General features: G+C 53.1%; 3 protein-coding genes and 1 pseudogene. 1 reads left to right on the forward strand and 3 read right to left on the reverse strand.

The genetic code is table 11. The annotated features are described in order from the left end of the window. Positions 1-27: 27 nt before the first annotated feature. On the reverse strand, positions 28-330 hold the full coding sequence (locus tag AACX68_RS07345; protein ID WP_228860866.1) for a DUF7706 family protein: 303 nt from the start codon (positions 328-330) through the stop codon (positions 28-30). A 42-nt stretch (positions 331-372) separates the two neighbouring features. Then, positions 373-537, reverse strand: coding sequence for a hypothetical protein (locus AACX68_RS07350; protein ID WP_228860867.1), 165 nt, complete (start codon positions 535-537; stop codon positions 373-375). A gap of 104 nt (positions 538-641) precedes the next feature. Between AACX68_RS07350 and AACX68_RS07355 the strand changes: the two genes are divergently transcribed. After that, positions 642-1,040 (forward strand): hypothetical protein, encoded by a 399-nt coding sequence (locus AACX68_RS07355; protein ID WP_228860868.1) that lies wholly within the window; start codon positions 642-644, stop codon positions 1,038-1,040. 140 nt (positions 1,041-1,180) lie between these two features. Here AACX68_RS07355 and AACX68_RS20150 read toward each other — a convergent pair. After that, positions 1,181-1,274: pseudogene (locus AACX68_RS20150) on the reverse strand (IS982 family transposase); the annotation flags it as partial.

Here is a 1,274-nt window from a genome sequence, read left to right on the forward strand (position 1 = left end):
AAATGTCAAAGTGCATGGTTTTTTCTCTCAAAAAGAGAGTATAAGATCACAGCTATCCTTTCGGAGCAATCGATTTATTTTTGACTGAAAAACGTTCGCGATCTTGCCCTGTGGTGCAAACCCTGCTTCGGCCAGTGCGTTTTGCAGCTTATGAATAGCGTCTTTCATCTTATAGGCGTCGTCGTCGCTGACGGCACAGGCGCGCAGTTCAGCCCAGCGTGACCATCGGCCACTTACAGAAAGTCCATGCGAAAACGCACCCGGCAGAGCGTAAACGGAGAAGTGCAAAAGCAACAGCGACGAAGAAAACAACGGAGAAAATAATGACAAAGAAAACAGCCCGTTAGTGGGTGTTATCTGTGAGTGCGCAGGTCAGTGCAGGCAACAGGCACGCCCTCCCTGGCGCACCTCTTGCCCCCTGCCATCGGTGTTAGCGGGGCAAATGGCCGTCAGGCCAGCAACGGGCAGCAGTGAAATATGTGCGTGCGGTAGCTGGCCATCTGGCCATTTAACATAATGTTCGGGAATTATACGCACGGCAGCCGTTCCCCTACCGTGCACAGGCAAAGCGGCGGGTGAGCGGCTTAATGCGTATAATACACATTATATTCAGGACCCCGCTGTGGGCATCTTGGTGCGGTGTGGCGCACAGCTCGCCGGCTCGCTCTGCTGTTGGCGGCAGAAATAATCCCTACCACCGCAGTCGCCGCGTCCTGCGGCTCCAAAACCAAAAGGGAAGTCGGCCTGCGGCCTCTGCTGAAAGGGCTTTATGCCCACCCGGCGGTATCAGGCTGCGGTGGCTCGCACTGCGTTGCTCGTTCCCGCCTCGCCAGCCACCGCTGCCCTCCCAAGACCTGCGCGGTCATGCAGAAGCGGTGCATGACTCAAGCTACTGTGCATCAGAGCGCCGCAGGACGTCGCTAGCGGGCGCGGGTTGCCGAAAAAGGCACGGCGGGCAAAAAATGCACATCGGGACATGGGTGTTAAGATGGTGTAAACTGGGCTGTTGTTGCTCTTTAAAAGTTATGGCAGCTCAATGAGTTAAGTGGTTTAAAAAGTATGATGGTGTCAGGGTGCACCCTAAGACCCGATAGGGCTGGTTGGCGGGTTTAATCCGTATTCATATGTCCATAATCCCACGAGCTTTATCGATCCATTAGGTTTAACGCGATGCTCGACTTTAACACTTTATAACGTTAGCTTGTTGAAGCCAGTCGCGTTGTCTTTTACCTTGTTTAAAATTAGCAAAAATGCCCAACGTATGAGAAAGCAGT

The sequence above is a fragment of the Xenorhabdus sp. PB61.4 genome (assembly GCF_963894935.1).
In the GTDB taxonomy this organism is placed as follows: domain Bacteria; phylum Pseudomonadota; class Gammaproteobacteria; order Enterobacterales; family Enterobacteriaceae; genus Xenorhabdus; species Xenorhabdus stockiae.